The organism is Pseudonocardia endophytica (assembly GCF_004339565.1).
GTDB lineage: Bacteria > Actinomycetota > Actinomycetes > Mycobacteriales > Pseudonocardiaceae > Pseudonocardia > Pseudonocardia endophytica.
Genome location: NZ_SMFZ01000001.1, coordinates 651,214 through 675,261, shown reverse-complemented (window position 1 = coordinate 675,261; position 24,048 = coordinate 651,214). Strand labels below are relative to the sequence as shown.

Genomic DNA, 24,048 nt, shown 5'->3' with positions numbered 1-24,048 from the left:
CGGCCGCCGGAACGTACGGTGGACCGATGCTGCGTATCGGGCTGACCGGCGGGATCGGCGCGGGCAAGTCCACAGTGGCCCGCAGGCTCGTCGAGCTGGGTGCCGTCCTGGTCGACTCGGACGTCCTCGCCCGGAAGGCGGTGGCGGCCGGGTCGGAGGGACTCGCCGCGGTCGCCCGCGAGTTCGGCCCTGAGGTCATCGGACCGGACGGTGAGATGGACCGGCCTGCCGTGGGGGCGATCGTGTTCGGCGACCCGGATGCGCTCGCCCGGCTGAACGCCATCGTGCACCCCCGCGTGCGGGAGCTGTCCGACGAGCTGGTCGCCGGGGCCGCGGTGGACGCGATCGTCGTGCAGGACATCCCGTTGCTCGTCGAGGGCGGGATGGCGTCGTCGTTTCCGCTCGTGGTCGTCGTCGGGGTGGACGCGGAGCTCCGGGTCCACCGCCTCGTCGAGGCCAGGGGGATGGGCGAGCAGGACGCCCGCGCGCGGATCGCCGCGCAGGCCGACGACGAGCGGCGCCGCGCCGTCGCCGACGTCTGGCTGGACAACTCCGGGTCCGAGCAGGACACCCGGGAGCGGGTGGATGCGCTGTGGGAGCAGCGGCTCGTCCCGTTCGAGGAGAACATGCGGGCGGGACGCGTCGCTCCGGGCGGGCCGCCGGTGCTGGTCGACCCGGACCCGTCGTGGCCGGAGCAGGCGCGCCGGGTCGCCGACCGGGTCGCCGCCGCGGTGGGGGAGCGCGGGCGCGGGGTCGAGCACATCGGGTCGACCGCCGTCCCCGGCCTGGTCGCCAAGGACGTGCTCGACCTGCAGCTCGGCGTGGACTCGCTGGACGACGCGGATGCGGTCGAGGACGCGCTGGCCGCGGCCGGCTTCCCCCGGCGCGAGGGCGTCGTCGCGGACAACCCCAAGCCCGACGACCCCGATCCGGGCCGGTGGCGGAAGCGGCTGCACGGCTCCGCCGACCCCGGGCGGCGGGTCAACCTGCACGTCCGTCCGCGGTCCGGGCCCGGCTGGCGGTACGCGGTGGCGATGCGGGACTGGCTGCGGGCGGACCCCGCCGCCCGCGACGAGTACGCGGCGCTCAAGCGGGAGGCGGAGCGGCTCTACGGCGCGGATCCGGACGCCGCCCGGTACGTCGGCCACAAGGAGCCGTGGTTCGACGCCGTCGCCACCCGAATGGTGCAGTGGTCGGCCTGACCCGAACGGCCTGATTCCCGAGATCGGGCGAATCTGTAACGGCGCGTGCTCGTTGTTCGAAAGGCGGAGGGAGCGCCGCCGTCGTCGCCGTCGTGACCGGCGGGTTCCGGCGACGGGCCGGATCGGTGCTCCTCTCGCGGACAGGCGGGCGTACGGCGACGAGAGGACGCGGGGTTGAGCACGGTGGCGGAACGTCACGGCGCGGACGACGACCGCGATGTCGGCCGTCCGGCCTATGATCCCGCCTACTACGGCGATCCCGGTTGGGACGACGAGCGCGACCCGTACCGCGACCCCGTGTCGGACGGCTTCGAGCGCACGCTGCTCGACTCCGGCGGCGTCCACCTCGAGCCGGAGCCGCCGAGCGGCGCCGTCGTCGCGCAGCACCGGGTGGTGCCGCACGGTGAGCTGCGCGCGGACTTCGGTGCCCACCTCGAGACGCACTACCCGCGGCTGGTGGCGCAGCTGTACGCGATCACCCTTCACCCCGGCGACGCGCACGAAGCCGTCCAGGACGCCTACTCGCGTGCGTGGCGCCGCTGGGCGGACCTGCGTGACACCGACGTCGTCGGCTGGATACGCCGGGTCGCGATCCGCACGTCGATGCGCGGCTGGCGTCCGGGCCTGACCCGCGCCGGGCTGCGTCGCAACCGCCTGCCCGCCGCCGAGTCGCTGGATCCGCAGACCGGTGCCCTGCTGGAGGCGCTGGCCGGGCTGCCGGTCGCCGTGCGGCGGGCCGTGGTGCTGCGCCACATGGTGGGCCTCGGCGAGGCCGAGATCGCGGAGCTGGAGCGGGTCGGTGAGCCCGTGGTGCGCGAGCGGCTGCGGCGCGGCCGGGACGCGGTCCACGACGGGATGGACGAGATGCTGGGACGCGTCGTCGACGCGGCCGGTGCCCCGGAGCACGGGCACCGTCGCGGCGGACGGCACGGCCGACGGGGGGATCAGGGATGAACGGGTTCGGTGAGGACCGCGAGATCGACCGGGCGTTCGCCCGGCTGGACGACCTGCTGGCCGGGTCGGTCCCGCTGCCGGCCGTGGACGAGGTCATCGGCCGCGCGCCGAGCGTGCGCCGTGCGAGCTCGGCGGCCGCCGCCGCGGTGCTGACGGTCGGCTCGCTGGGCGGGATCACCGCCGTCGCGACGGCCGCCGCGCCGCAGGACTCCCCGGTGGCGCCGCCGTCGGCGATCGCGTCGCCCGCCACCGGCTTCCCGGCGAGCCCGGTGACGCCCGCCGCTCCGCAGATCCCGATGCAGGGGGCAGCCGACCTGCCGCCGGCGTTCGACCCGGCCACCGCGACGGCGCCGCAGGTGGACCCGACGACCGGTGCCGTGATCACCCCGGCCCGGCCCGGCACTCCCGCGGCCGGTCCTCGGCCGGGTCCGGTGGTGCCGCCCCCGGCCGGCCCCGCCGTCCCGCCGCCCGGTGGCGGCGGCAGCACCCCGCCGCCCTCCGGTGGTGGCGGCAACGGCGGCGGCAACGGCGGCGGTGGCGAAGGAACCCCGGATCCGACGACGCCTCCGCCGACGACGAGCGAGGACCCCCCTCCCACATCGGAGGAGCCTCCGCCGACCACGACCGACCCGCCCACGACGACCACGACGACGAAGTCGAAGCCCGCGGGCTGACACCCGGGCCGGCCACGTCAGGGGCGATCCGGCCGCACACGCGGTCCGAGCAGGATGCCCTCGCCCGCCAGCCACGCCTCGACGTCGTGGCCGTGGCGGGCGATCGTGTCGACGACGGCGTGCGAGCGGTGCAGCGCGTACTCCGCCTGCGCCGGCGTGAGCAGGCCCTCGGCGACGGCGGCCACGTACTCGTCGACGTCCAGCACCTCGACCTCGCGTCCGGTGCGGACGACGAGGTCCAGGTAGAGGTCGGTCATCCGCAACACCCGGCCGTCGCGCGTGATCTCCGCGATGTCGACGTAGAAGTCCTGGTCGCGCTCGTAGCCGGGGTTCCACAGCCAGTCGGACAGGCAGATCCCGAGGTCCGGCAGCACCCAGACCTCCATCCACCACGCGTTCGGCCTGCCCACGATCGGCCTGCTCAGGTAGAGGCCCCAGTCGTGCTCGCGCAGGGTGTCGATCTCCCGCCGGTTGCCCTTGGTGTCGGTGTTCGTGCCGGCGACGGGATCGAACGTCTGGATCTTCGGCGGGTGCACCGGCATGATCCTTCCACCCGGGGCGGTGCCGGGGCACCGGAAACTGTCGGTGGGTGCTCGTACCCTGGTTCCCGTGGCATTCGCGACAGAGGTTCCGGGCAGCGCGGCGGACATCAGCGGCCAGGGTCACCAGATCCGGCAGGACCCGCACGCGCACCCGGACGCCGGCTCCACGCCGGAGGATGCGCCGCGGGCGCACTCCGAGCACCGTCCGGTCGGGGAGATCGCACGCACCGGCGGCACGTTTCAGGTGGTCAGCGAGCACCAGCCCGCCGGTGACCAGCCGGGTGCCATCGCGGAGCTGGACACGCGGCTGCGCAGGGGCGAGGAGGACATCGTCCTCATGGGAGCCACGGGCACCGGCAAGTCGGCGACCACGGCGTGGCTGATCGAGCAGCAGCAGCGGCCGACGCTGGTGATGGCGCCGAACAAGACGCTCGCCGCGCAGCTGGCCAACGAGCTGCGGGAGATGTTGCCGCACAACGCCGTCGAGTACTTCGTCTCGTACTACGACTACTACCAGCCCGAGGCGTACATCGCCCAGACGGACACCTACATCGAGAAGGACAGCTCGATCAACGACGACGTGGAGCGTCTGCGCCACTCCGCGACGATGAACCTGCTGTCCCGGCGTGACGTCGTCGTGGTCGCGTCCGTGTCCTGCATCTACGGCCTCGGCACGCCGCAGTCGTACCTGGACCGCTCGGTGCAGCTCTCGGTCGGCGAGGAGGTGGACCGTGACCAGCTGCTGCGGCTGCTGGTCGACGTCCAGTACACGCGCAACGACATGTCGTTCACCCGCGGCACGTTCCGGGTGCGCGGGGACACGGTGGAGATCATCCCGGCGTACCAGGAGCTGGCGCTGCGGATCGAGTTCTTCGGCGACGAGATCGAGGCGCTGCACCACCTGAACCCGCTGACCGGGGACGAGGTCGAGCAGGTCGACTCGATCCGGATCTTCCCGGCGACGCACTACGTCGCGGGCCCCGACCGCATGGAGCGCGCGGTCCGGGACATCGAGGCCGAGCTCGAGACGCGGCTGGCCGAGCTGGAGAACCAGGGCAAGCTGCTGGAGGCGCAGCGGCTGCGGATGCGGACGCAGTACGACATCGAGATGATCCGCCAGGTCGGGTTCTGCTCCGGTATCGAGAACTACTCCCGGCACATCGACGGCCGCGGCGCGGGCACCGCCCCGGCGACGCTGATCGACTACTTCCCGGACGACTTCCTGCTGGTCATCGACGAGTCGCACGTGACGGTGCCGCAGATCGGCGGCATGTACGAGGGCGACATGTCCCGCAAGCGGAACCTCGTCGAGTACGGGTTCCGGCTCCCGTCCGCGGTGGACAACCGGCCGCTGACCTGGGAGGAGTTCGCGGACCGGATCGGGCAGACGGTCTACCTGTCCGCGACGCCCGGCCCGTACGAGCTGTCCCGGACCGGCGGCGAGTTCGTCGAGCAGGTCATCCGCCCGACCGGCCTGGTGGACCCGGAGATCGTCGTGAAGCCGACGAAGGGCCAGATCGACGACCTGGTGCACGAGATCCGGCAGCGGACCGAGCGCGACGAGCGGGTCCTGGTCACCACGCTGACCAAGAAGATGGCCGAGGACCTCACGGACTACCTGCTCGAGCTGGGCATCCGGGTCCGGTACCTGCACTCCGAGGTGGACACCCTGCGGCGGGTCGAGCTGCTGCGCCAGCTGCGCTCCGGCGAGTACGACGTGCTGGTCGGCATCAACCTGCTCCGGGAGGGACTCGACCTGCCGGAGGTGTCGCTGGTCGCGATCCTGGACGCGGACAAGGAGGGCTTCCTGCGCTCCGAGAGGTCGCTGATCCAGACGATCGGCCGCGCGGCCCGCAACGTGTCCGGCCAGGTGCACATGTATGCGGACACGGTCACCGAGTCGATGCAGTACGCGATCGACGAGACCGACCGGCGCCGGGCCAAGCAGGTCGCCTACAACACCGAGCACGGGATCGACCCGCAACCGCTGCGTCGCAAGATCGCGGACATCCTGGACCAGGTGTACCGGGAGGCGGACGACACCGAGGGCGCGGTGCCGGTCGGCGGGTCCGGTCGCAACCAGTCGCGGGGCAAGCGGGCCGCCGGTGAGGCCGGGAGGGCCTCGTCGTCGTCCGCGAGCTCGGGTGTGGTGCCGCACGACACGAAGGGCATGCCGCGGGCCGAGCTGGCCGACCTGATCCAGCAGATGAACGACCAGATGCTCGCCGCGGCGCGCGACCTCCAGTTCGAGCTCGCCGCCCGGCTCCGGGACGAGATCGCGGACCTCAAGAAGGAGCTCCGGGGGATGGACGCGGCCGGGGTGCGGTGACGGCGGCGTGCGGGTGCCGCGCGCCGGCCCCGGCGGCGGTGGTGACACGCCGGTCGCGACACCTCGCGACCGGCGGCCGGGTGCGTCCCGCTACCGTGGACGCTCCGTATCCGCAGGGCGAGCAGAAGGAACCCGCGTGACCGTCACCCGCACCGCGCCGGAGCCCGACGCGGTCGTCCCCCGGCTGCGCTCGGCCCTCGCGACCCCACGGATCGTCGCGTGGGTGGCGGTGCCGCTGCTGGTCGCGTCCCTGACCTGGTCCTGGATCCGGCTCGGCAACTACGCGCTCGACCTGGACATCTACCGCCTCGGCGTGCAGATGTGGCTGTCCGGTCAGGACATGTACGGCACGCTGCCGCCGCCGATGAACGGGCCGGTGCTGCCGTTCATCTACCCGGTCTTCGCGGCGATCATGATGATCCCGCTGTCGGTCGTGCCGTACTGGGTGTCGTTGCTCCTGGTGTTCGTGCTGTCCGTGGCGGCACTGACCGTCGTGATCTTCCTGACGGCGCGGGTCGCGTGGCCTGCGGGCGGCCGACCGGGTGCCGTCTCGGCGACGATGCTGGCGGTCCCGGCCGCGCTGCTGATCGAACCGGTCTCGCAGACGCTCGCGTTCGGCCAGATCAACCTGCTGCTCATGGTCATGGTGGTGGTCGACTGCCTCGCGCCCCGGACCCGCTGGCCGCGCGGGCTGATGATCGGGCTGGCCGCCGCGATCAAGCTGACCCCTGCCGGGTTCGTGCTGTTCCTGCTGCTGCGCCGGGACTACCGGGCCGTCGCCGTCGCGGCGGCCACCGGCGTCGTGGCCACCGGGATCGGGTTCCTCGTGGCGCCCGAGGAGTCGGCCCGCTACTGGTTCGGAGGGCCGGCGGCCAGCGTCTCCGGCTCCACGTTCTTCTCGAACGAGACGATCCAGGCGATCCTGGCACGGCAGGAGGTCGGTGAGCCGTGGTTCACACTGATCTGGCTCGCCGGCGTCGCGGTGATCCTGGTGCTGGGCGCCCCGATCATCCGGCGGGCCGACCGCGCGGTCGCGCTGGCCGCGACGGCGGCGGTCGTGCTGATGGCGTCGCCGACGTCCTGGTCGCACCACTGGGTGTTCGTGGTGCCCGCGCTGATCGCGCTGGGCACGCACGCGGTGCGGCTGCGCTCGTGGGGGTGGGCGGCCGCCGCCGCGGTGACGGCCGTGATCTTCTACCTCGCCCCGTTCCGCTGGATGCCGAACGTGTGGGGCGTCCAGATGCGCTGGAGCCTCTGGGAGCAGACGCTCGGTGCCAGCTACGTGATCGTCGCGGTCGTGCTGCTGGGGCTGGGGCGCTGGTGGTACACGCGGCGCCCGGCTATGGCGCCTGCCACAGCGGACACCTAACCTCGTCGGGGGAGGTGCGAGTGGGCACGCTGGACAAGGGCGTCTGCGCGATCCGGCCGGGTACCGACCTGGGCCGCCACGCCCGCATGCTCGCCCGCGTCCACGACGCGCTGCTCTCCGGTGACCGGCCGCCGGCCGACCCGCGCGGCCTGGTGGCCCGCTCTTGGACCCGGGTCCGCGCGCAGGGCGTGAACCCCGACCTGGGCGACCCGCCCGGCCCGATCGCGGCCGACGAGGTGGAGCGCCGCCGGGCCGTGTCGCCGCTGGCCCAGGTGCTGCCCGAGCTGCGTGCCGCGCTGACGTCGGTGGCCGACGACGCCCGGCACGTCATGGTCGTGACCGACGCGGACGGCGTGCTGTTGTGGCGCGAGGGATCGACGCCGGTGCGTCGCCGGGCCGACGCGCTCGGGTTCACCGAGGGCGCCCGCTGGTCCGAGGACTGTGTCGGCACGAACGCGATCGGCACCGCGCTCGCCGAGGACGGGCCGGTGCAGATCTTCTCCGCCGAGCACTACGTCCGCAGCCACCACGTCTGGACCTGCACGGCATCGCCGATGCACGACCCGCGCAGCGGCGAGCTGCTCGGCGTCGTCGACGTCAGCGGGCCCGCCGAGACGATCCACCCGACGACCGTCGCGCTCGTCGACACGGCCGTGCGGCTGGCCGAGGCGAGCCTGTGGCGCCAGCACGAGGGCAGGCTGGACGCGCTGCGGTCGGTCGGCGCCCCGATGCTGGCCGCCGTGAACGGCCCCGGCCTGGTGGTCGACGACCACGGCTGGGTCGCCGCTGTCACCGGCATGCCGGGCGTGGAACGGGTCGGCGTCCCGTCGGCGGATCACCCGCTCGCCGTGCACGGCGTCGGGTTGTGCCTGCCGGAGCCCGTCCCGGGCGGGTGGCTCCTGCGTCCGGCAGGCGACACGGACCGCCGGATGCGCCTCACGCTGGAGCTCGACGCGCGCCCGCCCCGCGCCGTCGTGGAGGGCACGAACCGCTGGGTGCACCCGCTGTCCACCCGGCACGCCGAGGTGCTGGTGCTGCTGGCCCGCGCCGGCGCCGCCGGACTCGACGCGGCGGCCCTGTCCCGCGCCCTCTACGGCGACGCCGAGCACCTCGTCACGGTGCGCGCGGAGATGTCGCGCCTGCGCCGCTCCCTCGGCGGCCTGCTGCAGGCGCGCCCGTACCGCATCGCCTCCGAGGTCGACGTCGACGCCCCGGACCTGATCACCAGCCGCGTCGTGCGCACCTCCACCGCCCCCGGCATCCGCGCCCTCACCGCTCCCTGACCGCCCCACGGCCCGCCCACCCCACCCCCCCTGTCCGGACGAAGGTGCCGTTCGTTCGGAGCTGGGTGGGGGCGCGGCACGGCTGGGCCGGGGCGCGCGGCACGGGTGGTCGGGCGCGAGCTGGCCGGGCGCGGGCGGGTCGGGCGCGAGCGGGCGGGCGCGGTGTGGTGTGGCCGGTGCAGTTGCGCGCGGCGTGATGAGCGCCGCCGCGCGGTGGTCAGCTCGTGATGTCCTTGCGGGTGAAATGCCAGGCCGCGGCCGTGGTGAAGATCGCCGCGTAGCAGACGGCGGAGAAGGCGCCTCTCGTGATGTCGCCCCAGTCGACGTCGACGGCGAGGAGGGCCGACCACGCGTCGGCGTAGTGCGTCGGCAGGAAGTCGCGGATCGTGCCGAGGGCGGTGATCTGGTCCAGGATCTGGGACACGATCGACGCCATCACGGCCCCTCCGACGGCGCCGAGCGGGGCGTCGGTGAACACCGACAGCAGCAGCGCGAGACCCGCGACCCAGCTCAGGTGCACGGCCAGGTACAGCGTGCCCAGAAGGATCCGGGGTACGGCGGCACCGAACGTCAGGGACTCCCCGGTCGGGCTCACCAGGTCGCCGGTGCCGTAGGCGAGCGACCCGACGAGCAGGGAGACCAGCGGGAGCAGCACGAGCGCGGCGAGCGACAGCGCCCCGGCCACGACGGCCTTCTGCCGCAGCAGCCGGGCCCGCGGCACCGGGACGGCGAGCAGGTAGCGCAGCGAGGACCAGGACGCCTCGGACGCCACCGTGTCCCCGAAGAACAGCGCCACGAGCACGACGAGCAGGAAGCTGGCGGACGCGAACATCGCGAACACGGTGAAGTTGCCACCGCCGGAGCTGGCCAGGTCGACGAGGCTCGGTCCCTGGGTGGGGCCGTCCTCCTCGCCGCCCAGCGAGAACGCGATCCAGAGGATCACCGGGAGCGCGACGACCAGCGCGTACGCGACCTGCGTGCGGCGCCGCCGCAGCTGGCGGGCCATCTCGACGCGCAGTGGCAGCGTCCGGCCGGGCACGGCCGGGTCGGCCGCCCCGGCGTCGACCAGGTCGCCGACCCGGCCCCGGACGGTCGAGAGCGTCAGCGGCTCGTGCCGCGTCGACGGCTCGCCAGAGGGACGTGCCGAGGGCTCCCCGGAGGGACGTGTCGAGGGCTGCCCGGAGGGACGTGTCGAGGGCTGCCCGGAGGGACGTGTCGAGGGCTCCCCGGAGGGACGTGCCGACGGCTCCCCGGAGGGACGTGTCGAGGGCTCACCCGAGGGATCCGTGTCACTCACGGCGTCCGTCCTCTCCCACCAGCTGCAGGAACGCGTCCTCCAGACGTCCACGCGGACCGACCGTCCGCACCGAGACCCCCGCCCGCACCAGCGCCGCGACCGCGTCCGCCCGCGGAGTTCCGTTCAGCTCCGCGACCACCGTGGACCCGTTGACCGAGACCCCGTGCACGCCGTTCAGGTCGCCCAGCACGGTGGCCGCGCGGTCCGGCGCGTCCACGCCGAACGACGCCCCGCCGTCGCCGGCGATGATGTCGTCGACGGTGCCGTCGGCGACCACGGTGCCGCGGTGCATGACGACGACGTGCGTGCACGTCTGCTCCACCTCGGCCAGCAGGTGGCTGGACACGAGCACGGTGCGACCGCCCTCCGCGTAACGGCGCAGCAGCTCGCGCATCGCGTGGATCTGCGGCGGGTCGAGCCCGTTGGTCGGCTCGTCGAGCACGAGCAGCTCCGGAAGGCCGAGCATGGCCTGGGCGATCGCCAGCCGCTGCCGCATGCCCTGCGAGTACGTGCCGACGCGGCGGTGCACCGAGTCGCCCAACCCGGCGATCTCCAGCGCCTCCGGCATCCGTGCCTGGTCCGCGGGACGCCCGGTCGCCGCCCAGTACAGCCGGAGGTTCTCCGCGCCGGAGAGGTGCGGCAGGAACCCGGGCCCCTCGACGAACGCGCCGATCCGGCTCAGTACCCGGCCGCCCGCCCGGATCGGGACGCCGAACGCCCGCAGCTCACCGGACGTCGGAGCGATCAGCCCCATGAGCATCCGCAGGACGGTCGTCTTGCCGGCGCCGTTCGGCCCGAGCAGGCCCAGCACCATGCCGCGCTCGACGGTGAACGACACGTCCTGCACGGCGCGGAACCCGCCGCGGTAGGTCTTCGCGAGGTCGGTGACCTGCAGCGGGGGAGCGGTCGGATCGGGCTCCTCGCGGTCCCGACCCCGGCGACGCAGCCGCGCCACGATCCACGCCGCCAGCGCGGCGGCCAGCACCACGGCGATCCCGATCACGGCCCACCACGGGACCGTGCTGGCGGTCTCCGTCCGACCAGGCACCTGCGGCACGGTCAGCCCGGACCCGTCGGCCAGCGACACCCGCCAGCTCGCGGGCGCGGCACCCGAGTCGAAGCCCTGGTCGGTGGTCGCGAGCGACACGACGAGCCGGCTCCCGGCGTTCAGCGGGGCGGTCACGCCGGGCAGCGTCACGGTCACCCGGACCGGACCGCCGCCCGGCGGCAGCGCGACCCGGACCGGCGCGACGGCGTTGCCCAGCAGCTGGGTGCGGCCGTCGGACGTGCGCACGGACAGCGAGCCGAACAGCACCGCCCCGGACCCGCTCGCCTGGCCCGGCACGCCGGACACCTCGACGTCGACGCGTGGCGTGCCGGTGATCTGCGTGGCCGCCGGAAGGGGCTCCGAGGTGAACCGGGCGGCCTGTCCCGGCGGGGACGACAGCGCGCCGAGCCCACCGAGCGCGCCGGAGGCGCTGCTCAGGGCCGCACCCGCACCGGGAAGGGACGTCACCGCCGACGGGTTCCCACCGGCCGGGTGCAGCACGACCTGCGGCCCGCCGGAGAGCGCCACCTGCTGCGTCTGCACCGGCGGGGCGGACAGCCCCGGGTACGAGTCCGCGACGATCGTGCGCCCGGTCGGCGTGTCCCCGCGCGTGCGCACGTTGCTCTGCAGCTGGTAGGAGAACGGCGGGACGGCCGAGTCACCGGTCGGAGCCGCACCGCGCAGGTGCTGGTCGAACCAGTCTCCGATCCGGCCGCGCACGGCCGCGTCGGGAGCCCCGCCGTCGTGCCCGCCCGCGAACCACAGCACCGACACCGGCGTGCCGTTCGCGGCGATCTGGCGGGCGTTCGCGTCCGACTGGTCGAGCCCGAACAGCGTGTCCTGCTCGCCCTGCACGAGCAGCGTCGGCGCCGTGATCCGGTTCGTCACGGAGGCGGGGGAGGAGCGCTCCAGCAGCGCGTCCGTGGCCGCCGAGGCGCGCCCGGTGGTCGCCGCCTCGGTGTAGGCCGCGCACACCGCCGGGGTAAAGCGCCCGCAGGTCAGCGGCGTCCCGGGCGTGGACGGGGCGCCGCCGGGGGTGCCGAAGAACACGCCGGCCCATCCGCGCTTGAACACGCCGTTGGCGCCGCCGGTGAACGCGCCGCGGGCCGGGGTGTCCACCGGGACCGCCGCGGTGGCCGCGTCGTTCGGGAACAGCGCCTGCCCCAGGTCGTTCCAGGTGATCACCGGGGCGATCGCGTCGACCCGCCGGTCGTACCCGGCCAGCAGCAGGGACAGCCCGCCGCCGTAGGAGCCGCCGGTGACCCCGACCCGCGGGTCGTCCGGCCCGTCCTTCTGCACGTCCGGACGGGCGGCCAGCCGGTCGATCAGGCGGCTCGCGTCGGCCACCTCGTGGTCGGGCGAGTCGAGCGCGCTCCGCCCGCCGCTCGCGCCGAACCCGCGTGCCGTCCACGTCTGCACGACGTACCCGCGGGCGGCGAACTCGCGGGCGTCACCGTCCACGCTGTTCTTGTCCGCCCCGAACCCGTGCGCGACGAGCACGGCCGGGGCGGGCGTGGCGGCCGTCGCCGTGGACGGCACGTAGAGGCTGGTGTCCAGCGCGATCGTGGCCGCCTCGCCGGGCCCGCCCGGGACCGTCACCCTCTCCTCGGTCACCGACACCGGGTCGGACGGAGCCGCGTTCGCCACCCCCGGCAGGACGGCGACCAGCGCCAGCGCGAGCACGACGACGAGCGCCGGGGCACGGCGGGAGCGCGGGAGCGACGGGGACGGCACGCGTCGAACTTATGTCAGGGCCCCGACAGCCTGCCGCCGCTCCGCTGAGACGTCCTCAGCCGTCGGGAGGAACCGGACGATCGGGTGAGAAGCACCCCGAGGTCACTGGTGTGTCCGCCGGTGTTCATCCGCCGTTCGACGCAGTCCCGGCGGGCGGCTGCCCCGATCGAGAAGCGTGCGCGCCATGAGCGTGAACCCGCGGGGGGAGACTCCGGACGTCGGAGTCCCGGTGGCCGTCGCCGAGCACATGACCGTCGCCGAGCAGCACGAGTGGATCAGCGGGTTCCTACGACGGCACGTCGTCAGCCGCCGCACCGCCCTGCGCGGCGGCGCGGGTGCGCTGGCCGCGTTGGGCCTGGCCACGGCGCCGTGGGCGCAGGCGAGCCGGGCGCTCGCCGCGACGGCACCGGTGAGCGTGATCGGCCGGCACCTCTCGTTCGGTGCCGACGCGTGCGGCCAGATGGCGATCGGTGGCGAGCTGACGGCGCAGCCCGGAGCCGGGGACATGGTCGTCGACCTCGGTGTGGACACCCGCTACGGGCAGAGGCTGCCGGTCGAGGTCCGGCACCTGGTCAGCCAGGTCCCGCAGGTCGACGGGTCGATCCGCGGCGCGGAGCAGTGGTTCGTGCACGCGCACGCGGCGCATCTGCACCCCGGCGCGACCTACCACTACCGGTTCCGGATGCCGGACGGCACGGTCACGCCGGACGCCACGTTCCGCACCGCGCCGCCCCGCGGGCACCGCGACCCGTTCGTGTTCACCGCGTTCGCCGACCAGGGCGTCAACGTGGACGCGCCGGACGGGCAGCAAGGCTTCAGCGACAACTACTACAAGCCCGACGACACGCTGCGCACGCCCGCGCCGTCGGACACCCTGATCCAGCGGGTCGCCGCGGACCGGCCGGCGTTCCACCTGCTGGCGGGCGACATCTGCTACGCGGACCCGAGCGGCTACGGGCGCCCCGTGAAGAGCTCAGGGCCTGCGGACCCGCCTGCGGGCTTCGACAAGTTCGACCCGACCGTCTGGACCGCCTACCTCGGCGCGATCGAGCGCTCGGCCGCGTCCACGCCGTGGATGTTCGCCACCGGCAACCACGACATGGAGGCGCTCTACGACGACAACCGCTCCCCGGGCGGCGCCACCCACGGCTACGGCGGCCACCGGGCCCGCCTCGACCTCCCGGGGAACGGCCCGAAGGGCTGCCCGTCGGTGTACACGTTCACGCACGGGACCGTCGGCGTGGTCAGCGTGGACGCCAACGACCTGTCCGCCGAGATCCCGACGAACGCCGGCTACAGCGGCGGTGAGCAGCTGCGCTGGCTGGAGCGCACGCTGGCCGGGCTGCGCAACGACCCCGGCGTCGACTTCGTGATCGCGTTCTTCCACCACTGCGCGTTCGCGACGTCCGGCTCGCACGCCTCCGACGCGGGCGTCCGCGCGGCGCTGGCGCCGCTGTTCGACCGCTACCGGGTCGACCTCGTCGTCCAGGGCCACAACCACCAGTACGAGCGCACGAACCCGATCCGGAACGGGAGGAGCACCCCGGCTCCGGACGGCGCCACCGTCCACCCTGCCCGGGACGGCACGACCTACGTCTGCGTCGGCTCCGGCGGGCGCCCCCGCTACACGTGGCAGCCCGGGGAGACCGACCGCTACCGGGGACGGCAGGGGCCGGACAGCGGCACGACGGTGACGAGCTTCCAGGCCGGTCCGGACGGCGCCAAGTCCCCGGAGACGGTGGACTGGTCCCAGGCGCGCTACCTCGGCTACGCGTATCTGCGCTGCGAGGTCCGGCCGGGTCGTCCGGGCGGCACGTCCCGCCTTCGTCTGCGGACGATCACCGACCTCGGCACCGAGATCGACCGGGTGGACCTCGTCCGCGACGTCCCGCGGCACGGCTCGCAGGCGCACCCGGCGGGGTGGACGTCGCACTCGTCCGGCCTGTCCGTTCCGGGCGCCGTCGGGGTGTGAAAGCCCTGTTGAGGCGCCGGATCGGGTGACGCGACCGTGCGTTCGGTCACCCGCCCTCGCGCCGACGAAACGGACAGAGCAGACTGTCCGAGTAACCGCAGGGGAGTATCCCGCGAGCGGTGATGTCGTCAGCACGGCGAGGTCCGGCCAGCACGGCCGGGCGGAACCCGGCATCATCGGCCACGGTCGTGGTGGGAGAGACCTCGGGCCTGCTTCTGCTGCCCGAGTCTCCTGGAGGCCGTCGTGTCCGTCCCACTGTGGATCTGGCTGGTGACGATCGGCGTATTCGTCGCGATCATCCTGGCCGACCTGTTCCTCGTCGACCACAAGCCGCACGCGGTGACGATCGGCGAGGTCACGCGGTGGGTGCTGTTCTACATCGCGCTCGCCGTCGCGTTCGGCGTCGGCGTGTGGTTCTTCCAGGGCGGCCAGTACGCGGGCGAGTTCTTCGCGGGGTACATCACCGAGTACTCGCTCTCGGTGGACAACCTGTTCATCTTCTTGATCATCATGTCGTCGTTCAAGGTGCCGGTGGTCCACCAGCACCGGGTGCTGCTCGTCGGCATCGTGATCGCGCTGATCATGCGTGGCCTGTTCATCGCCGTCGGCGCGGCCGCGATCGAGCAGTTCAGCTGGGTCTTCTACCTGTTCGCCGCGTTCCTCGTGTACACCGCGATCAGCCTCGTCAAGCAGGCGATCGGGCACGAGGAGGAGGAGTGGAAGGAAGGCCGGGCGCTGCGCTGGCTCCGCAAGGCCTTCCCGGTCACCGACGACTACCACGGCGCGAAGACGACCGTGAAGATCGACGGCAAGCGCTGGCTGACGCCGATGCTCGTCGTGATGGTCGCGATCGGGCTCACCGACATCCTGTTCGCGCTGGACTCGATCCCGGCCATCTTCGGACTGACCCAGGAGACCTACCTGGTGTTCGCGGCCAACGCGTTCGCGCTGATGGGCCTGCGCCAGCTGTACTTCCTGCTCGGTGGCCTGCTGAAGAAGCTCGTGTTCCTGTCCTACGGCCTGGCCGTGCTGCTCGCGTTCATCGGCGTGAAGCTGGCCCTGCACGCGCTGCACGAGAACGAGGTGCCGTTCATCAACGGCGGTGAGCCGCTCCCGGTGCCCGAGATCGGCATCGCCGTCTCGCTGATCGTGATCGTCGGAGTCCTCGCGGTCACGACGATCGCCAGCCTGATCGCGGTGCGGATCAAGCCGGAGCTGGCCGAGCAGGGTGGTGCCATCACCGCCCCGCCGCTGGCGAGGAACAAGGAGGAGGCGGCCCGCATCGTCGAGGCCGACGAGGCGGAGCACGCCAAGAGCCCGACCTACGAGCGGTAGCTCAGGGCGCGCGGTGGTGCAGGACGACGTCGTCGATCCGGCCGCCCTCGAGCGTCACGGTCATCCAGGTGAACGTCGGCTGCCGGCGACGGTCGGTGGGCGAGCCCGGGTTCAGCAGCCGCAGCTCTCCGCCGTCCGGACGCGCGGCGGCCGAGTCCCACGGGATGTGGCTGTGTCCGAACACGAGCAGATCGGTGTCCGGGTGGGCTCGAACGGCGCGGCGCTCCCGTCCCTGTGCCGCACCCGCCTCGTGGGTCACTGCCACCCGCACACCGCCGAGTTCGACGCGGGCGGTCTCCGGCAGGCGGGCGCGCAGCGCGTCGCCGTCGTTGTTGCCCCAGCAGGCGACGAGCCGCGGCGCGCGTGCCTCCAGCCGGTCGAGCAGCGCCGGATCCATCCAGTCCCCGGCGTGCACGACGACGTCCGCGACGTCCACGGCCTCCCACACGACGTCGGGCAGATCGGAGGCCCGGGTCGGCACGTGCGTGTCGGAGATCAGCAGTACGTGGACGATCAGTTCACCCCGACCAGGTCCACGACGAAGATCAGCGTCTCGTTCGGCGCGATCACACCGCCCGCGCCACGCTCGCCGTAGCCCAGGTGCGGCGGGATCACCAGACGGCGGCGCCCGCCGATCTTCATGCCGGTCACGCCGGTGTCCCACCCGGAGATGACCTGGCCGGCGCCGAGCGCGAACTGCAGCGGCTGGCCGCGGTTGTAGGACGCGTCGAACTCCTCGCCGGTCGAGTGCGAGACGCCGACGTAGTGGACGGCGACCCGGTCGCCCGGCTTCGCCTCGGCGCCGTCGCCGACGGTGATGTCCTGGGCGAGCAGGTCGTCGGGCAGGGGGCCGTCGACCGGGTCGACGACGGGCTTCGCTGCGGCCATGGGAGTCCTCTTCTCGCGGGTGGGGCGGACCGGTCCCACCGTGCCAGAGCCCGTCCGGGCCGCTCTGCCGGGTGCGCCGGTCACTCGGTGCTGCCGTGCCGCACTGACGGATGAATCGCAACACAATTGGGACTGGCCCGATCGGGGTTTCGTTTGCGACGATTCCCCGACTGATCGCTGAGCCGCCCGTGGCCTGGTGAAACACGTGTTGCATAGGCACGTGCTTCATCGACCCCGGCATGCGGTGATGCAGTTCTGCTCGAGGAGGAGCGCCACGAAAATGGACTCGATAACGTCGTTTATCCCCCATATGACCGGGAGCCGTTCGTGATCCCGATCATCGAGTTCGTCCTCGGCATCGTGGTGCTCGTCTACAGCGCCGAGAAGTTGATCGGTTACCTGGTCGGCGTCGCCAGCCGGTGGGCGATCTCGCTGTTCCTCATCGCGGTCGTCTTCACCGGGATCGAGTTCGACGACCTCACGTTCGGGATCGTCCTGAACTCCGACGAACTGAGCAACGTGGCGCTCGGCACCGTCATCGGCACGACGGTGGCGATGACCGGCATCGTGCTCGCGCTCGCGGCGATCATCGCGCCCTGTCGCGTGGACGTGCCGCGGAGCTACCTGGTCCTGTTCGTCCTCGCGCCGGTGATCATGTTCGCGCTCGCGTTCACCGGGTCCCTGACGCTCGTCACCGGCATCGTGCTCGTGCTCCTCTTCGTCGCGTTCGTCGGCTGGATCGCCTACCGCGAACGAACCAGCGGACGTCCGGTCTGGCGCAACGCGGAGGTCTACGAGCAGCTCGAGAAGGCCGGCGTGAGCAGCGGTGGTACGGCGACCGCGGTCCTGACCCGTGGCGGCGGCGGCTCCGGCACGGACTCCGCGACCGGCACCGGCGGCCGTCCGGGCGGCTTCGATCTCCCGCCGGACCTGCGCGTCGACCAGGGCTTCCTCACCGCCCGGCAGCGGCCGGCCGGCGTCACGATCCTGTACGCCGTGATCGCGTTGATCGGCCTGATCACCGGCGCCGTGATCGCCGGTGAGGGAACGGGCGGGATCCTCGACACGTTCGGCATCGACGGCACCGTCTTCGGCGTCACGATCGCGACGCTGGCGCTGTCGCTCGAGGACATCTTCCTCACCGTCGAGCCCGCCCGCCGGGGCGCGCCGGAGATCGGCGTCGCCAACGTCATCGGCAGCGTCGTGTTCTCGGTGACCGGCAAGCTCGGGATCATCCTGCTGGTGGGCGGGGCGATCGCGGTCGACTCCGAGGTCCTGACCTGGCACCTACCGGTGCTCATCGCGATGACCGTGATCGCGGCGGGCTTCCTGGCGACCGGGCGACTACGCCGCTGGCACGGCATCGTGCTGCTCGTCCTGTACGTCGCCTACTTCGTGCTCAGCCTGGTGTTCTTCAACGGCGTCCCGCTCGACGCCGACTGACCGCCCGGACCTTCGGACTAGGAGACGCATGTGTTGACGAAAGACCGGGTGGCGACCGCCCTGGTGGTCGTGGCCGCCGTCGTCGGGCTCGTGCTGGTGTTCACCACGCAGGGAGGCGGCGACTCCGACGACGATGACGACGGCCCCGTCGCCACGGCGCCCGCCGTCCCCGGCCAGCCGGACGATGACGACGATGACGACGCCGGCAGGAGCAGCGTCCAGCCGGGCGCTCCGGCGGCGCCGACCGCTCCGGGGGCTCCGAGCGCCAAGTCCGGTGCACCGGCGCCCGCCGCCCCGGGGGGCGACAACGACGGCGACGATGACGACGACGGCTGAGTGAGTTTCAGGCCCGGTGCGGGCGGGGCACCAGCTCCAGGTCCACCCGCCGGTCCGGCGCGTTCGCCCCGTCCACCGCCTGCTCGACGAGGTGGTGGTCGGGGGACTTGAAGCACACCGGGTCCGTGCGCGTCGCGTCCCCGGTCAGCTGGAACGCCTGGCACCGGCACCCGCCGAAGTCCACCTCACGACGGTCGCAGGTGCGGCACGGTTCCTGCATCCAGTCCGTGCCGCGGAACGCCGTGAACAGCGGCGCCGACGTCCAGATCTCCTCCACCGACGCGTCGCGCACCGACGCCCGCGGCAGTGGCAGCGTCTGCGCGGCCGGGCAGGGGAGCGCGTCGCCGTTCGGCGCGACGGTCAGCTGCCGCGCCGCCCAGCCACCCATGCACGGCTTCGGGTAGTCGCTGTAGTAGTCCGGCAGGACGTGCACGATCTCCATCCGCCCGGCCAGCCGCTCCCGCGCCGCCGAGACGACCTCCTCGGAGCGGTCCAGCTGCTCCTTGCTCGGCAGCAGAGCGGACCGGTTCTTCCACGCCCACCCGTAGTACTGCGTGTTCGCCAGCTCCACGCGGTCGGCCTGCAGCTCCTCGACGAGCGCGAGGATCGCCCCGATCCGGTCGATGTTCTGCCGGTGGATCACCACGTTCACGGTCAGCGGCCAGTCCAGCTCGCGCACCAGCCGGCACGCCTCGAGCTTGCGCTCGAACGACGGGATGCCGGCGATCCGGTCCGACGTGGTCGGTTCGTCGGCCTGCACGGAGATCTGGACGTGGTCCAGCCCGGCCTCGCGCAGGACCGTGGCCCGCGAGCGCGACAGGCCCATCGCGCTCGTCACGAGGTTCGTGTACATGCCGAGCTCCGACGCGGTGCGCACCAGGTCGGTCAGGTCGCGGCGCAGCAGCGGCTCCCCGCCGGACAGGTGGCACTGCAGCACGCCGAGCTCCGCGGCCTCGGCGAACACCCGTTGCCAGTCGGATGTGGACAGCTCGTCGTTGTAGGCGGCCATCTCCAGGGGGTTCGAGCAGTACGCGCACGCCAGCGGGCAGCGGTACGTCAGCTCCGCGAGCAGCCCGAACGGGGCCTCCGGCGCGCTCACGAGCCCTCCTCGCCGGAGCTCGTCGGTCGCGTTCGCGGTGCTGCTGTGTCCGATGGTGAGCTCGCAAGCTCGCTCACGGTGTCGAACCTGACGCAGTTGCGCGCGGCCAGCCCGGTCAGAAACGCGCGCACCTGGTCCCCGACACCGGACGTCTCGTACCGACGCTCCAGTTCGGACACGATCTCGTCGACGGTCCGGCCGTCGCACAGCTCCAGGATGTCCGTGCCGGTCGTGTTCAGTACGACGACCGACTCCGGCCCGAGCAGCACGTGCTTCTCCCGCGAGGCGTCGAAGCGCATCTTCACGAACCGGCCGAGCTTCGGGACCGTCGTGCCGGACAGTGTCACCGGGGCGTCAGCCACCGTAAGCGCCCTCGATCGCGTCCATCATGGACCACAGGACGTCGCACTTGAACGACAGCGCGGCCTCCGCGGCGTCGGCGAGCTCCGGTGTCGTGCAGTGCTCCGTGACGACCTCCAGCGCGTGCTCGGAGTCCCGCGGCGCCTGGAACAGGCGGTTGCGGAAGTACTCCAGGCCGTCCGGCTCGATCCACGTGTAGTACTTCTCGAACGCGGCCAGGCGCTCGGCCATCAGGTCCGGCGCGAACAGCTCGGTCAGCGACGAGGCGACGGCGATCGTCCACGGCTGCGTGCGCGCGAACGTCACGTACGCGTCGCAGGCGAACCGCACGCCGGGCACGAGATGGGTGTGGTCGACGATCTCGTCGCGGGTGAGCCCGCACGCCTCGCCGAGCCGCAGCCAGGCCTCGATGCCGCCCTCGGTCCCCTCCAGGCCGTCGTGGTCGACGATCCGCTTGATCCAGCGGCGCCGGACGGTCGTGTCCGGGCAGTTGGACAGGATCGCCGCGTCCTTGATCGGGATGTTCTCCTGGTAGTAGAAGCGGTTCGCGACCCACCCGCGGATCTGGTCCGGGGTCAGCGTCCCCTCGTTCATCGCGATGTGGAACGGGTGCAGGCTGTGATAGCTGCGGGCGTGTGTCCGCAACCGCGCGACCAGCTCGTCCGGGTCCACCTGCTGCGACTGCGCCGCTGACACCGCTGTCATACCTCCACCTCGAGGCCGTCCTCGGCCACTTCCATGCCGGCGTCGACGACCTGCCCGCGTTCCGGCGAGTCGTCGAGCAGCATCGGGTTCGTGTTGTTGACGTGTACGTAGACCTTGCGCCCGATCGGCAGCGGTGACAACAGCTCGAGGCTGCCACCCGGGCCGCCGACCGCAAGGTGGCCCATGTCGCGGGCCGTCTTCTGCGCCAGGCCCAGCTGGATCATCTCGTCGTCGACCCATGTCGTGCCGTCGACGAACAGCGCGTCGATGCCGTCGAGCTCGTCGCGCACCGACGGCGTCAGCTCCTGCACGCCGGGCAGGTAGACCGCAGACCGGCCGGAGTCCGGGTCGGTGATCCGGTAGCCGACGACGCGTCCGGAGTCCCCGCCGGTGCCGAACCGGTCGTGCTTGGCCGTGGGCACGTCGAACGCGCGGAACTCACAGTCGCCCAGGGAGAACGGCGTGCCGGGTACGACCTCCGACCACCGCACCGGGCAGTACTTCTCCAGCGCGGTCAGCAGGCCGGTGCCGTCGCGCAGGACGTCGTGGCTCGCGGCCGTGCAGTGCAGGTCCACACCCCGGCCCTCACGCAGCAGCATCAGCCCGAGCGTGTGGTCGATCTCGGCGTCGGTGAGCAGCACCGCCTCCAGCGGCGTCACCCGGCCGTCGCCGGGGTGCATGCCGGGGAACGCGGCGAACTGCTGCCGCACGTCCGGCGACGCGTTGATCACGACCCACCGCTTCCGGTCCGCACTGACCGCGATCGACGACTGCGTGCGCGCGGTCGTCGGCCGGCGTCCGTCGCGGACCGCCCGGCATCCCGGACAGCCGCAGTTCCACTGCGGGAACCCGCCGCCCGCGGCCGATCCCAGCACCCGCACCCACATGGAGATCCCCTGCCATGAGGGAGGGGCGCCGGACCCTCGGGTCCGGCGCCCCTCCGTCGCTGCGTCGCGCGTCAGCTGGTGCGCGCGATGTACATCGTCACCTCAGGTGCGCACCCGATCTCCTCGAACTCGGGCGCGACCCACTCGGTACGCGTCGTGGTCTCCACTTGCTCACCTCCTCGTCGTCGTGCAGATGGCAGGCCCTTCCAGTGTGCGTGAGACCTAGGCCTCGGGCAGGGCGAAGGCGAACATCGCGTCGCCGGCGGCCGCGCCGAGCAGGCCGGGCAGGAAGCCCTCGATCCAGCCGCCCCAGCCGGTCGGCACGGCGATGTACTGACGGCCGTTCACCTCGTACGTGCTCGGGCTCGAGTGGTGCCCGCTACCGCACTGGAACGACCACAGCTTCTCGCCGGTCTCCTCGTCGAGCGCGACGAACTCGCCGGTCGGCGTGCCCTGGAACACCAGGCCACCCGCCGTGCACAGGGTCGACGCGCACATCGGGTACTCGTTGCGCCAGCGCCACTTCTCCTCGCCCGTGAGCGGGTCGACGGCGGCGACGTAGCCGTAGAAGTCCTCGAGGTCGACGGCGACGCCCGCGCCCCAGTACGGGATGCTCTCCTTGAACTCGCGACGACGGCGGGTGGCCGTCGCCCCGACCTCCTGGACCGGGATGTAGATCAGGCCCGTGTTGCGGGAGTACGCCATGTGCGTCCACTCCTTGCCGCCGGCCGGGCCGGGCCAGAAGTGCACGGGGACGCCTTCCTCGTCCGGGTAGACCTTCGCCGTGACCTTGCCCTCGGGGCTGATCTCGCCCCAGGTGATCCGGTCGACGAACGGGAAGACCTTGACCAGCTCGCCGGTCGCGGCGTCGAGCGTGAAGAAGTAGCCGTTCTTGTCCGCGTGCGAGACGTACTTCTTCCCGTCCTTCTCGAAGACGAGGTTCTCCATCGTGGAGTCGTAGTCCCACAGGTCGTGCGGCGTGAACTGGTAGTGCCACCGGATCTCGCCGGTGTTCACGTCGACCGCGACGACGCTGTCGGTGAACAGGTTGTCGCCCTCGCGGACGCCGCCGTCGAAGTCCGGCGCCGGGTTGCCGGTGCCCTGGAACAGCAGCTCGAGGTCCGGGTCGTAGGTCGGGGTGACCCAGCAGTTCGCACCGCCGCGCTGCCACGCCTCGCCGTCGTCCGGCCAGGTCTCCGAACCGGGCTCGCCCGGCTTCGGCACCATGTAGCGCCGCCAGCGCCGCTCGCCGCTCTGCGCGTCGAACGCGTCCAGGTGACCGCGGCTGCCGAACTCGCCGCCGGAGCTGCCGACGATGACCATGTCCTTGACGATCAGCGGCGCGACGGTCCGGCTCTCGCCGGCACGCACGTCACCGATCGTCTTGTCCCACACGACCTGGCCGGTCTGCGCGTCGAGCGCGACGAGGTGCGCGTTCAGCGTGGCGAGGTAGACCTTGCCGTGCCCGACGGCCACTCCACGGTTCACGTTCCCGCAGCACAGCGAGACGTCGTAGGGAGAAGCGTGCTTGTAGCGCCACAGCTCCGTGCCGGTCGCGGCGTCGATCGCCCACACCCGGCCGTCCGGGCCGGAGCAGTACATGACGCCCTCGACGACGAGCGGGGACGCCTCGAAGGAGTAGGTCGACGCGCCGGACTGCATGCCCACCGCACCGGCCTGGAACACCCAGGCCGGGGAGAGGCGCTTGACGTTCTCCTTGTTGATCTGGTTCAGGTCGCTGTAGCGCTGTCCGTCGTAGGTGCCGTAGTACGTGAGCCAGTTCTGCGGCTCCGAACGGGCGTTGCGGATGCGGTCGTAGTCGACGTTCCCCGTCGCCGGGGCGCTGCCCTTGACGTCGCTGAGGTTCCGCATGTCGACGGCTTCGCCAGCGTCAACGTAATCGGTCATGAGGGGCTCCTTCCTGGGATCAGGGACGGGTCAGGGACGCGGCTGCGGCGGACGGTCTTCCTTGGCGTCGTCCGGCACCTCTCCGCCGATGACGATCGCTCCGGTCAGGCCGCGACCCTCGTCGTTCCCGGTCGTGGAGCCGTAGTAGTACGTGCCGGGGCCGTCCAGGTAGAGGGTGGCCGTCCCCTTCGAGTGGTTCACCAGCCAGATGATCTTCGGGTCACCGTTGCTGGGGAGCACCGCGCAGTGGGTGTTCTTGTCGTCGTTCTTGAGCGTGAGCACGAGCTTGCCGCCGTGCGGCAGGATGATCGTCCCGGGCTCGTAGCAGAGTTCGTCCTCCGGGATCCGCACCTCAGCGGTCATCGAGCCGTCGGCCTGCTCCTCCGCGTGCCCGACGTTCCCGGAGCCGAGCAGCTTGCCCAGGCCGGTGGTGTTCTGCTTCCTGAGGCCCTCTTCCAAGCCCGACCTGTCACCAGTGGTCGTCATTGACATATCCTCCCGAGCACAATTGTCGGCGGGGTGCGTGATCACCTTCACACCGCCCGGAGTGGGCGTCAAGTCCGGCAGCGTGTCATTTCGAGAAGTCGATCAACAATCTTCCGGCGGGCGACCGAATTGGCGACTGTGGACGGTAGAGGTCGGACCGCCGGTCTGCGGAGCCTGTACGGCGAACGCACGTGTCA

22 protein-coding genes are annotated in these 24,048 nt (G+C 72.3%); 10 read left to right on the top strand and 12 right to left on the bottom strand.

All coding sequences use genetic code 11. The annotated features are described in order from the left end of the window. Positions 1 to 26: 26 nt before the first annotated feature. From coaE to EV378_RS02675, 3 genes are all read left to right on the top strand, one after another. The gene (gene coaE, locus EV378_RS02685; protein WP_132421163.1) at positions 27 to 1,202 is read left to right on the top strand and encodes a dephospho-CoA kinase; all 1,176 of its coding nucleotides are present in this window, start codon (positions 27 to 29) and stop codon (positions 1,200 to 1,202) included. Positions 1,203 to 1,385: 183 nt separating this feature from the next. After that, positions 1,386 to 2,156: an RNA polymerase sigma factor gene (locus EV378_RS02680; RefSeq protein WP_243653558.1), complete on the top strand. Its 771-nt coding sequence runs from the start codon at positions 1,386 to 1,388 to the stop codon at positions 2,154 to 2,156. Beyond that, positions 2,153 to 2,830, top strand: coding sequence for a hypothetical protein (locus tag EV378_RS02675; protein WP_132421161.1), 678 nt, complete (start codon positions 2,153 to 2,155; stop codon positions 2,828 to 2,830). The genes EV378_RS02680 and EV378_RS02675 overlap by 4 nt, the downstream gene beginning before the upstream one ends. Before the next feature lie 17 nt (positions 2,831 to 2,847). On the opposite strand, the gene EV378_RS02670 is transcribed toward EV378_RS02675, so the two are convergent. Next, entirely contained in the window at positions 2,848 to 3,372 is a 525-nt protein-coding gene (locus EV378_RS02670; RefSeq protein WP_207908554.1) for a ribonuclease FAU-1 family protein, read from the bottom strand. A 67-nt stretch (positions 3,373 to 3,439) separates the two neighbouring features. Here EV378_RS02670 and uvrB point away from each other — a divergent pair, with 67 nt between their 5' ends. From uvrB to EV378_RS02655, 3 genes are all read left to right on the top strand, one after another. Continuing rightward, positions 3,440 to 5,701, top strand: coding sequence for an excinuclease ABC subunit UvrB (gene uvrB / locus EV378_RS02665; RefSeq protein ID WP_424511201.1), 2,262 nt, complete (start codon positions 3,440 to 3,442; stop codon positions 5,699 to 5,701). Positions 5,702 to 5,837: 136 nt separating this feature from the next. Further along, on the top strand, positions 5,838 to 7,070 hold the full coding sequence (locus EV378_RS02660; protein WP_132421160.1) for a glycosyltransferase 87 family protein: 1,233 nt from the start codon (positions 5,838 to 5,840) through the stop codon (positions 7,068 to 7,070). Between the two features lie 86 nt (positions 7,071 to 7,156). Next, entirely contained in the window at positions 7,157 to 8,353 is a 1,197-nt protein-coding gene (locus EV378_RS02655) for a GAF domain-containing protein (protein WP_132427269.1), read from the top strand. A 217-nt stretch (positions 8,354 to 8,570) separates the two neighbouring features. Here EV378_RS02655 and EV378_RS02650 read toward each other — a convergent pair whose 3' ends face one another. Together EV378_RS02650 and EV378_RS02645 are read right to left on the bottom strand one after the other, a co-directional pair. Beyond that, on the bottom strand, positions 8,571 to 9,422 hold the full coding sequence (locus tag EV378_RS02650; RefSeq protein ID WP_243653556.1) for an ABC transporter permease: 852 nt from the start codon (positions 9,420 to 9,422) through the stop codon (positions 8,571 to 8,573). Between the two features lie 220 nt (positions 9,423 to 9,642). Beyond that, a complete protein-coding gene (locus EV378_RS02645) occupies positions 9,643 to 12,432 on the bottom strand; it encodes an ATP-binding cassette domain-containing protein (protein ID WP_132421159.1) in 2,790 nt (929 codons plus the stop codon). A 184-nt stretch (positions 12,433 to 12,616) separates the two neighbouring features. Here EV378_RS02645 and EV378_RS02640 point away from each other — a divergent pair, with 184 nt between their 5' ends. Beyond that, entirely contained in the window at positions 12,617 to 14,404 is a 1,788-nt protein-coding gene (locus tag EV378_RS02640) for a metallophosphoesterase (protein WP_132421158.1), read from the top strand. Between the two features lie 243 nt (positions 14,405 to 14,647). Further along, on the top strand, positions 14,648 to 15,739 hold the full coding sequence (locus EV378_RS02635; protein ID WP_132421157.1) for a TerC family protein: 1,092 nt from the start codon (positions 14,648 to 14,650) through the stop codon (positions 15,737 to 15,739). Between the two features lies 1 nt (position 15,740). Here the strand turns inward: EV378_RS02635 and EV378_RS02630 are convergent, their stop codons facing one another. Together EV378_RS02630 and EV378_RS02625 are read right to left on the bottom strand one after the other, a co-directional pair. Beyond that, the gene (locus tag EV378_RS02630) at positions 15,741 to 16,256 is read right to left on the bottom strand and encodes a metallophosphoesterase family protein (protein WP_424511229.1); all 516 of its coding nucleotides are present in this window, start codon (positions 16,254 to 16,256) and stop codon (positions 15,741 to 15,743) included. Then, positions 16,253 to 16,627: an FKBP-type peptidyl-prolyl cis-trans isomerase gene (locus tag EV378_RS02625; RefSeq protein WP_132421156.1), complete on the bottom strand. Its 375-nt coding sequence runs from the start codon at positions 16,625 to 16,627 to the stop codon at positions 16,253 to 16,255. The genes EV378_RS02630 and EV378_RS02625 overlap by 4 nt, the downstream gene beginning before the upstream one ends. Before the next feature lie 327 nt (positions 16,628 to 16,954). Between EV378_RS02625 and EV378_RS02620 the strand changes: the two genes are divergently transcribed. After that, positions 16,955 to 18,070, top strand: coding sequence for a sodium:calcium antiporter (locus EV378_RS02620; protein WP_132421155.1), 1,116 nt, complete (start codon positions 16,955 to 16,957; stop codon positions 18,068 to 18,070). A gap of 48 nt (positions 18,071 to 18,118) precedes the next feature. Next, a complete protein-coding gene (locus tag EV378_RS35175; protein ID WP_165922116.1) occupies positions 18,119 to 18,406 on the top strand; it encodes a hypothetical protein in 288 nt (95 codons plus the stop codon). A gap of 7 nt (positions 18,407 to 18,413) precedes the next feature. On the opposite strand, the gene pqqE is transcribed toward EV378_RS35175, so the two are convergent. From pqqE to EV378_RS02580, 7 genes are all read right to left on the bottom strand, one after another. Continuing rightward, complete coding sequence (gene pqqE / locus EV378_RS02610) at positions 18,414 to 19,505, bottom strand: pyrroloquinoline quinone biosynthesis protein PqqE (RefSeq protein ID WP_132421153.1); 1,092 nt, start codon at positions 19,503 to 19,505, stop codon at positions 18,414 to 18,416. Next, complete coding sequence (pqqD, locus tag EV378_RS02605; protein ID WP_243653229.1) at positions 19,502 to 19,867, bottom strand: pyrroloquinoline quinone biosynthesis peptide chaperone PqqD; 366 nt, start codon at positions 19,865 to 19,867, stop codon at positions 19,502 to 19,504. Before pqqD ends, pqqE begins: the two co-directional genes overlap by 4 nt. After that, the gene (gene pqqC, locus EV378_RS02600; RefSeq protein WP_132421152.1) at positions 19,860 to 20,570 is read right to left on the bottom strand and encodes a pyrroloquinoline-quinone synthase PqqC; all 711 of its coding nucleotides are present in this window, start codon (positions 20,568 to 20,570) and stop codon (positions 19,860 to 19,862) included. Before pqqC ends, pqqD begins: the two co-directional genes overlap by 8 nt. Next, positions 20,567 to 21,457: a pyrroloquinoline quinone biosynthesis protein PqqB gene (gene pqqB / locus EV378_RS02595; RefSeq protein WP_132421151.1), complete on the bottom strand. Its 891-nt coding sequence runs from the start codon at positions 21,455 to 21,457 to the stop codon at positions 20,567 to 20,569. Before pqqB ends, pqqC begins: the two co-directional genes overlap by 4 nt. Positions 21,458 to 21,528: 71 nt before the next feature. After that, on the bottom strand, positions 21,529 to 21,624 hold the full coding sequence (pqqA, locus tag EV378_RS02590; RefSeq protein ID WP_132421150.1) for a pyrroloquinoline quinone precursor peptide PqqA: 96 nt from the start codon (positions 21,622 to 21,624) through the stop codon (positions 21,529 to 21,531). 55 nt (positions 21,625 to 21,679) lie between these two features. After that, the gene (locus EV378_RS02585; RefSeq protein WP_132421149.1) at positions 21,680 to 23,365 is read right to left on the bottom strand and encodes a PQQ-dependent dehydrogenase, methanol/ethanol family; all 1,686 of its coding nucleotides are present in this window, start codon (positions 23,363 to 23,365) and stop codon (positions 21,680 to 21,682) included. A 30-nt stretch (positions 23,366 to 23,395) separates the two neighbouring features. Continuing rightward, positions 23,396 to 23,851, bottom strand: coding sequence for an MSMEG_3727 family PQQ-associated protein (locus tag EV378_RS02580; RefSeq protein WP_132421148.1), 456 nt, complete (start codon positions 23,849 to 23,851; stop codon positions 23,396 to 23,398). Positions 23,852 to 24,048 lie beyond the last annotated feature (197 nt).